Origin of the sequence: Dactylosporangium sp. NPDC006015 (genome assembly GCF_040614215.1) — a bacterium.
GTDB classification, from domain to species: Bacteria; Actinomycetota; Actinomycetes; order Mycobacteriales; family Micromonosporaceae; genus Dactylosporangium; species Dactylosporangium maewongense.
The window spans coordinates 365,792-372,517 of record NZ_JBEXUD010000009.1 but is presented as its reverse complement, the minus strand read 5'-3'; the positions used below and the strand labels follow the sequence as shown (position 1 = coordinate 372,517).

Below are 6,726 nucleotides of genomic sequence, written 5' to 3'. Positions count from 1 at the left end.
TGGTCGAGGTCTGGCTCGGCGACCTGGACTGGTCCGACGCCCTGCGCTCCGGCGCCGTCACCATCCAGGGCGGCGGTCGCGCGCACCGTCGCCGACCTGCGCCGCCTGCCGCCTCGCTCCTGGGTGGTGTCGCTGGTGCATGCCACCGTCAACTGGGGCCTGGACTTCGCCTGCCTGGCCGCGACGGCCGCCGCGTTCGGCATCGACGTCAGCGTGGTCGCGCTGGCCACGGTGTACCTGACGGTGCAGCTGGTCCGGCAGGTGCCGATCAGCCCCGGCGGCATCGGCGTGGTGGAGGTCGCCCTGATGGCCGGCCTGGTCTCGGCGGGCGCGCCGCACGGCCCGGCCGCCGCCGCGATGCTCGTCTACCGGCTGCTGTCCTGCTGGATCATCATCCCGCTCGGCGCTCTCACGTACGCCGTCCTCCGCCGCCGCCCGGCGCCGGAGCCGTCCAAGGCCCCGCGCCAGCCGACCCCGGTCGCGTAAACCTCACACAGATCTTTCAAACTTCACAACGTCCTGTTAGATTCGGTGCCGTGCCCGCACCGGATCGACTCGACCTCACCCTGCGCCTCGTCCGCGGCAGTGGCCGGCTGACCCTGGCCGAGCTCGCCACCCGCCTCGGCGTCTCGGAGATGACCGTCCGCCGCGACCTCGACCAGCTGCAGGAGCAGGGCCTGGTCCGCCGGGTCCGCGGCGGCGCCGTCGCCCTGGACGTCCCGGCGGACGAGGCGGGCTTCGACGTCCGCGCACAGTGGCGGTCGGCGACGAAGGCCCGCCTCGCCGCGGCCACCGCCGACCTGATCGCCCCCGGCGGCACCGTCCTGCTCGACGCCGGCACCACGACCGCCGCGGTGGCCGCCGCCCTGGCCGCCCGCTTCGGCGCCGCCCCTTCCCCCGCGGGGCCGTTGACGGTGGCGGTGCTCAGCCTGCAGGCGGCGGTGCGGCTGGCCGACCAGCCCGGCATCAGGCTGCTCATCCTGGGCGGCGAGTCCCGCGCGGGGGAGCGCAGCCTGGTCGGCCCGCTCGCCCTGAGCGCCCTGGACCAGTTGCGCTTCGACACGTTCATCATGTCGATCGGCGCGGTCCATCACGACCTGGGCTGGTCCGAGTTCGACCTGGACGACGCCGCCGTGAAGCGCGCCGCCCTGCGCCGCGCCGGCCGGACCGTCGTGGCCGCCGACGCCAGCAAGCTGGGCGTCCAGGCGTTCGCCCGGGTCGCCCCCCTCTCCGCCGCCGACATCTTCGTCACGTCCACCGCACCCTCACCGGTCGCCGCTTCCAGCAGCGCCATCGGGGCAGGCGGTTCTTCTGGCAACGCCACATCTGACGCCGCCGCGACGGATGCCGCGGCCGAGACGCTCGCAGCGCTGCGGGCGGCCGGCGTCGACGTCGTCACCACCGACAACCCTGAGGAGTTCCCGTCATGATGATCCTGGTAGCCGGCCCGTACCGCTCGGGCACCGGCGACGACCCCACCAAGCTCCAGGCCAACGTCGACGCCATGAACGACGCCGCCGTCACCCTCTTCCGCGCCGGCCACCTCCCGGTCACCGGCGAGGCCCTGGCCCTGCCCCTCATCGAGCGCGCGGGCTCCGCCATCGTCGGCGACCCCGTCTTCGACGAGATCTTCCACCCGATCTCCGCCCGCCTCCTCACCCACTGCGACGCCGTCCTGCGCATCGGCGGCCCCTCCACCGGCGCCGACGAGATGGTCGCCCAGGCCCGCACCGAGGGCAAACCCGTCTACACCACCATCACCGAGGTCCCCGCGGCATGACCCCCGACCGCTGGGCCGGCCCGAGCCGGACCGCTCGCCCCCGACCCCACGGCAACAGGGCAGCGGGGTCGAGGGTGACCGCCAAGGGCTCGGTCAGCGTGAGCGCCTCGCCCGGTCCCGCCTTCGCGCCCTCGACATAGCGGCCGCCGTCGAGCCGGTGCAGCCTGAGCGTCACCGCGCCCGGCGGCTCCTGCTCGACGAGGAGATACCAGGCGATGCCCGCCTCCGCGTAGCACCGCATCTTGACCACGAGGTCCGACTGGGCGTTGTCACGTGCCACGACCTCGGCGACAAGGGTCAGCTGCCAGGCCTCCAGCACCTGCTCGTCATCGTCAGCCGGGTCCGCCACGATCACATCGGGGATGACGATCCGGCCGGGGCGCAGCCGGACGTTCACTCCCTTCAGCGCGAGCAGGCCGGCTGCCTCGGCCGGACCGTCGAGCGCGCTCGCCAGCAGTGAAGACACCCGCTGGTGACTGTTGCTCAGCAAGGGGCCCGTCACCAACCTTCCGTCGAGGAGCTCCACCCGGCCCAGGGTCGGATCGAGTGCGAGGAACTCCTCTTCCGAGAGTATCGTCATCATATCATCTTATGCCGACAGTTCCTCGGGAGTGAGCGGTGCGGCGGGGAGGCCCACGGGGCGGGCGGGGCGCTCCAGGCGGGGGACGGCGGCGAAGGAGATGAGCTTGAACCAGGCGGGCACGTCGCGGCGCAGGTCGGGCGGGCCCTGGATGGTGACGGCGCCGGAGCGCAGGGCGTCGGACCAGTCCAGGTCGCCGAGCCAGACCTCGACCATGCTGCGCAGGTCGGCGGTCACGTGCACGGCCACGTCGAAGCCGGGGTCGGCGTCGCACACGTCCGCTTCGGTGGGGGTGAGCACGAGCCACCAGTTGCGCAGGGAGGCGGCGACGGCCGGGAACTCGAACTGGATGACGGTCCGGCCGGAGGGGAGGGCGTCGTGGTCGACCCGGCGGTGCATGTCCCACAGCAGGATCTTCGGGTCGAGGTCCTGGTCGCCGAGGTGGCCGATCCAGCGGATGCCCCACTCGCCGAGCGCGGCGACGATCGGGGCGAGCTCCTGGCCCGCGGGGGTGAGGCGGTAGCGGACCTCGACGCCTGACTTGCGGCGTTCGGCGATGCCGGCGGCGACCAGGTGCTGGAGGCGCTTCGACAGCAGCGTCGGGGACATGCGGGGCAGCCCGCGGCGCAGGTCGTTGAAGTGCCGGTCGCCGCCGACGAGCTCGCGGACGACGAGCAGGGTCCAGCGCTCGTCGAGCAGCTCCATGGTCTTGGCCACCGGGCAGAACTGGTAGTACGACGCTCCCATGTGCGCACCGTAATGTCGGCTCGGCGACTAGTACAGATCCTGTACTGGTGACGCCCCGGCGGCGATTCCTACGGTCGAAGACATGCAGATCACAGACATGACCGCCGACCAGGCGTTGAAGAGCAAGCACCGGGCGATGTGGGCGACGGGCGACTACGCGGCGGTCGCCGCGGACGTCATCCCGGCGCTCGGGCCCGTCCTGTCCGAGGCCGTGGCCGCCGGGCCGGGGCAGCGGATTCTCGATGTGGCCGCGGGTTCGGGCAACGCGGCGATCCCGGCCGCGCGGGCCGGCGCCGACGTGGTCGCCACCGACCTCACCCCCGAGCTGCTGGAGACCGGCGAGGAGCTGGCCGGCCGGCACGGCGTCACCCTCGAATGGCAGGCCGCCGACGCGGAGGCGCTGCCGTTCGCGGCGGGCGCGTTCGACGCCGTGATGTCGTGCGTCGGGGTCATGTTCGCCCCGCACCACCAGGTGTGCGCCGACGAGATCGTCCGCGTGCTGCGGCCGGGCGGGACGATCGGGCTGATCAACTGGACGCCACAGGGCTTCATCGGGCAGATGTTCGCGACGATGAAGCCCTACGCGCCGCCCCCGCCGCCCGGCGCCCAGCCGCCGCCGCTGTGGGGCGACGAGGCCCACGTCCGTGCCCTGTTCGGCGACCGGGTCACCGACGTCGTGGCACAGCGGCGGATGCTGCCCGTGACCGTGTTCCCGACCGCGGAGGCGTTCCTGGAGTTCTTCAAGCGCACGTACGGCCCGACGATCGCCGTCTACGCCGCGAACTCCGGCGACCCGGCGGCGCTCGCGGCGCTGGACGAGGCCCTGCTGGACCTGGCCCGGCGCCACGACCTCGGCGGCGGCGCGATGGAGTGGGAGTACCTGCTGGTCACCGCCCGCACTGCGGCGGCGGGCGAGTAGCCCCTGTCCGGATCGAGACGACCCCCGGGGGCGGCTCAGCGCACGCCGCGGACCAGGAGCAGGACGCCGGTGGTCATCTCGAAGACGAACATCGGCGCGTACAGGGCGGGGTTGACGACCGCGGTCGCCTCCGGGAACGCGATCGTGACGAGGCTGCCCGTGGCGAGCAGCGCGGACGCCACGACGCCGAGCCCGGCCAGCCACCGCGGCACGTACCGCGACCGGTACAGCAGATAGGCGAAGACCGTCGAGCCGAGGCCGAGGAAGACCAGGCCGATGCTGTACCCGACGGTGTGGGCGCTGGTGGCCACCCAGGCCAGCGCCGCCGCCTGGTCCGGGTCGAGCGCCCGCACCTCGTCGGCGCCGCTGACGAGCTGGAGCACGACGGTGTTCGTCAACGTGTACGCGGCGAGCACCGCCACCTGCGCCAACCGCCAGAACGCGCCCAGCGCCGCCAGCGGCCAGCTGACCTTGCGCAGCAGCACGAAGTACGCCACGGCCAGCGCCGCGTCGCCGACGTCGCAGAGCAGGTCCACGGCGGCACCGACCCGCAGCAGCCGCTCGTGGTCGAGGAAACGCTGGGCGGTGTCGTCCGCGCCGGGGAACGTGCCCGGCACGTAGATCTGGGCGAACACGCCGGCCGCCATCAGCACGAGGTACAGGGCCCCGATGACCCGCGCGGCGCGCCGCTGCGCGGTGTCGACGGGCCAGATCGTCTCAGTCGTCTCAACGGTGTCAGTCATGCCCGACAGGGTGTCCGTGCGGGCGCGGGGGTCGCGTCGGTCCAGCGGCGGTGTCCGGGCTGCGCCCACCGTCGTACGCCGCCGCCCGGCTACGCCGTACGGAGTAGCCGAAGACCTCCGGACGGAGACGGTGCTGGATGCCCGGGCTGCCCTACAGTGCTCGCATGACCCTGAAGAGCCAGGGTCCGGCGCGGCGGTCCGCGCCCGGCCTGGCACTGTTCACCGCGGCCGTGCAGGTGCTCGGCACGGCCCTGCTCGCCCAGGGCCGGCCCGGGCCCGCCGGCTACACCCTGCTGGTCCTCGGCGGGTTCGCGCTGGCCGACCGGCACCGCTTCCCCCGGCGCAACTTCGTCGTCGTGGTCGCGTTCGCCGTGGCGTACCACGTGCTGTGGCCGCCGGTCGGGGTGACGCTCCTGGCGCCGGTGTTCGCCGCGTCGGCGGCGCTCGCGGCAGGTCACCGGATCCTGGTCTGGGCGGCCGCGCCGGGCGCGTACGCCGTCTGGGCGGTCCTCGGCCCCGGGGCGGCGGACCGGTTGCTTGCCGGCGCGGCCGCCGTTGCCGGACTGAGCCTGGCCGCCGAGGCCGCGACGCTGGCCGCCCGGCCGGTCGTCCGGGCGGTCCGCGAGCGGCGGCGCCTCGCCGAGGAGCGGGAGCGCCGGCAGGCCAGTGAGGCGCGCCTGCGCATCGCCGCCGAGCTGCATGACGTGCTCGGCCACCACCTGTCCCTGATCAACGTGCGGGCGGGCGTCGGGCTGCACCTGATGGACCGCGAGCCGGAGCAGGCCCGCAGCGCGCTCGACACGATCCGTCAGGCCAGCGCGGAGGCGCTGGGCGAGGTGCAGTCGGTCCTGGACTCGCTCTACCCGGACGGTCAGGCGGCCCCCCGCGCGCCGGCGCCGGGGCTGGACCGCCTCGACGGGCTCACCGCCGATGCCGGCCTGCCGGTGCGTACCGTCGTGGACGGTGAGGTCCGGGCGCTGCCCGCGCGCACCGACCGGGCGGCGTACCGCATCGTGCAGGAGGCGCTGACGAACGTCCGCCGCCACGCCGGTCCCGGCGCCGCCGCGACCGTCACGCTCGGGTACGAGCCGGCCGCTCTGGTCATCCGGGTCGACGACGACGGCGGCGGCGCGGCGCCGGCCCACACCCCGGTGCGGCCCGGCAACGGGATCACGGGTATGCGGGAGCGGGCCGCCACGCTCGGCGGCACGCTGAGCGCTGGGCCCGCCCCGGAGGGCGGCTGGCGGGTCCAGGCGAGCCTTCCCCTGGAGGCGGCATGATCCGGGTGGTGCTCGCCGACGACCAGACCCTGGTCCGGGTCGGGTTCCGGGCGCTGCTCGACGCGGAGCCGGACATCGAGGTCGTCGGTGAGGCGGGCGACGGCGCGCACGCGGTGCGCCTGGCCCGCCAGACCCGCCCCGACGTGGTGCTCATGGACATCCGGATGCCGGGCGTCGACGGCCTCGCGGCGACCCGGCAGATCGTCGCGGACCCGGCGCTCTCCATGGTGCGCATCCTCGTGCTCACCACGTTCGAGCTGGACGAGTACGTTGCCGAGGCCCTGCGGTCCGGCGCGGCCGGGTTCCTGGTGAAGCACACCGACCTGGCCGAGCTGGTCCGGGGTGTGCGCGTCGTCGCGGCCGGTGACGGGCTGCTCTCGCCGGGCGTGACCCGCCGGGTCATCGAGCGGTTCGCGGCCCGCACCGCCGGCCCGGCGTCGCCGCGGCGGCTGGCCGAGCTCACCGACCGGGAGCGGGAGGTCGTCGCGCTGGCCGGTCAGGGCCTGTCCAACGACGAGATCGCCGCCCGGTTGACGGTGAGCCCGGCGACCGCCAAGACCCACGTGTCGCGCGCGATGGTGAAGCTCGGCGCGCGCGACCGTGCGCAGCTCGTGGTCTTCGCCTACGAGGCGGGCCTGGTCCGCCCCGGCTGGCTCGACTGAGGCGGTTCCCGGGCC

Annotated in this window: 9 protein-coding genes; 6 read left to right on the top strand and 3 right to left on the bottom strand. The window is 74.3% G+C overall.

Features of this window, described 5'->3' with window-relative positions; all coding sequences use genetic code 11:
• From ABZ321_RS19235 to ABZ321_RS19225, 3 genes are all read left to right on the top strand, one after another.
• A partial coding sequence (locus ABZ321_RS19235; RefSeq protein WP_354892848.1) for a YbhN family protein occupies positions 1–486 on the top strand: 486 nt, incomplete at its 5' end.
• A 50-nt stretch (positions 487–536) separates the two neighbouring features.
• Entirely contained in the window at positions 537–1,430 is an 894-nt protein-coding gene (locus tag ABZ321_RS19230) for a DeoR/GlpR family DNA-binding transcription regulator (RefSeq protein ID WP_354892846.1), read from the top strand.
• On the top strand, positions 1,427–1,780 hold the full coding sequence (locus ABZ321_RS19225) for a DUF4406 domain-containing protein (RefSeq protein WP_354892843.1): 354 nt from the start codon (positions 1,427–1,429) through the stop codon (positions 1,778–1,780). The genes ABZ321_RS19230 and ABZ321_RS19225 overlap by 4 nt, the downstream gene beginning before the upstream one ends.
• Here the strand turns inward: ABZ321_RS19225 and ABZ321_RS19220 are convergent.
• Positions 1,758–2,360 carry a Uma2 family endonuclease gene (locus ABZ321_RS19220; protein ID WP_354892840.1) on the bottom strand — a complete coding sequence of 201 codons (603 nt, stop codon included), beginning with the start codon at positions 2,358–2,360 and terminating at the stop codon, positions 1,758–1,760. The two genes, ABZ321_RS19225 and ABZ321_RS19220, sit on opposite strands and share 23 nt — an antisense overlap.
• 9 nt (positions 2,361–2,369) lie before the next feature.
• Complete coding sequence (locus tag ABZ321_RS19215; RefSeq protein WP_354892837.1) at positions 2,370–3,107, bottom strand: helix-turn-helix domain-containing protein; 738 nt, start codon at positions 3,105–3,107, stop codon at positions 2,370–2,372.
• An 82-nt stretch (positions 3,108–3,189) separates the two neighbouring features.
• Between ABZ321_RS19215 and ABZ321_RS19210 the strand changes: the two genes are divergently transcribed.
• Positions 3,190–4,026, top strand: coding sequence for a class I SAM-dependent methyltransferase (locus ABZ321_RS19210; RefSeq protein ID WP_354892834.1), 837 nt, complete (start codon positions 3,190–3,192; stop codon positions 4,024–4,026).
• A gap of 35 nt (positions 4,027–4,061) precedes the next feature.
• Here the strand turns inward: ABZ321_RS19210 and ABZ321_RS19205 are convergent, their stop codons facing one another.
• A complete protein-coding gene (locus ABZ321_RS19205; RefSeq protein ID WP_344502293.1) occupies positions 4,062–4,769 on the bottom strand; it encodes a DUF4386 domain-containing protein in 708 nt (235 codons plus the stop codon).
• A 164-nt stretch (positions 4,770–4,933) separates the two neighbouring features.
• Between ABZ321_RS19205 and ABZ321_RS19200 the strand changes: the two genes are divergently transcribed.
• Positions 4,934–6,049, top strand: a complete 1,116-nt coding sequence (locus ABZ321_RS19200) for a histidine kinase (RefSeq protein WP_354892831.1) — start codon at positions 4,934–4,936, stop codon at positions 6,047–6,049.
• A complete protein-coding gene (locus ABZ321_RS19195; protein ID WP_354892829.1) occupies positions 6,046–6,711 on the top strand; it encodes a response regulator transcription factor in 666 nt (221 codons plus the stop codon). The genes ABZ321_RS19200 and ABZ321_RS19195 overlap by 4 nt, the downstream gene beginning before the upstream one ends.
• The last annotated feature ends 15 nt before the right edge of the window (positions 6,712–6,726 follow it).

Excerpts from the sequence above, each read along its gene's own strand:
- ABZ321_RS19205 (WP_344502293.1), bottom strand. The coding sequence starts at position 4,769 with ATGACTGACACCGTTGAGACGACTGAGACGATCTGGCCCGTCGACACC.
- ABZ321_RS19200 (WP_354892831.1), top strand. The coding sequence starts at position 4,934 with ATGACCCTGAAGAGCCAGGGTCCGGCGCGGCGGTCCGCGCCCGGCCTG.
- ABZ321_RS19210 (WP_354892834.1), top strand. The coding sequence starts at position 3,190 with ATGCAGATCACAGACATGACCGCCGACCAGGCGTTGAAGAGCAAGCAC.
- ABZ321_RS19225 (WP_354892843.1), top strand. The coding sequence starts at position 1,427 with ATGATGATCCTGGTAGCCGGCCCGTACCGCTCGGGCACCGGCGACGAC.
- ABZ321_RS19220 (WP_354892840.1), bottom strand. The coding sequence starts at position 2,360 with ATGACGATACTCTCGGAAGAGGAGTTCCTCGCACTCGATCCGACCCTG.
- ABZ321_RS19195 (WP_354892829.1), top strand. The coding sequence starts at position 6,046 with ATGATCCGGGTGGTGCTCGCCGACGACCAGACCCTGGTCCGGGTCGGG.
- ABZ321_RS19215 (WP_354892837.1), bottom strand. The coding sequence starts at position 3,107 with ATGGGAGCGTCGTACTACCAGTTCTGCCCGGTGGCCAAGACCATGGAG.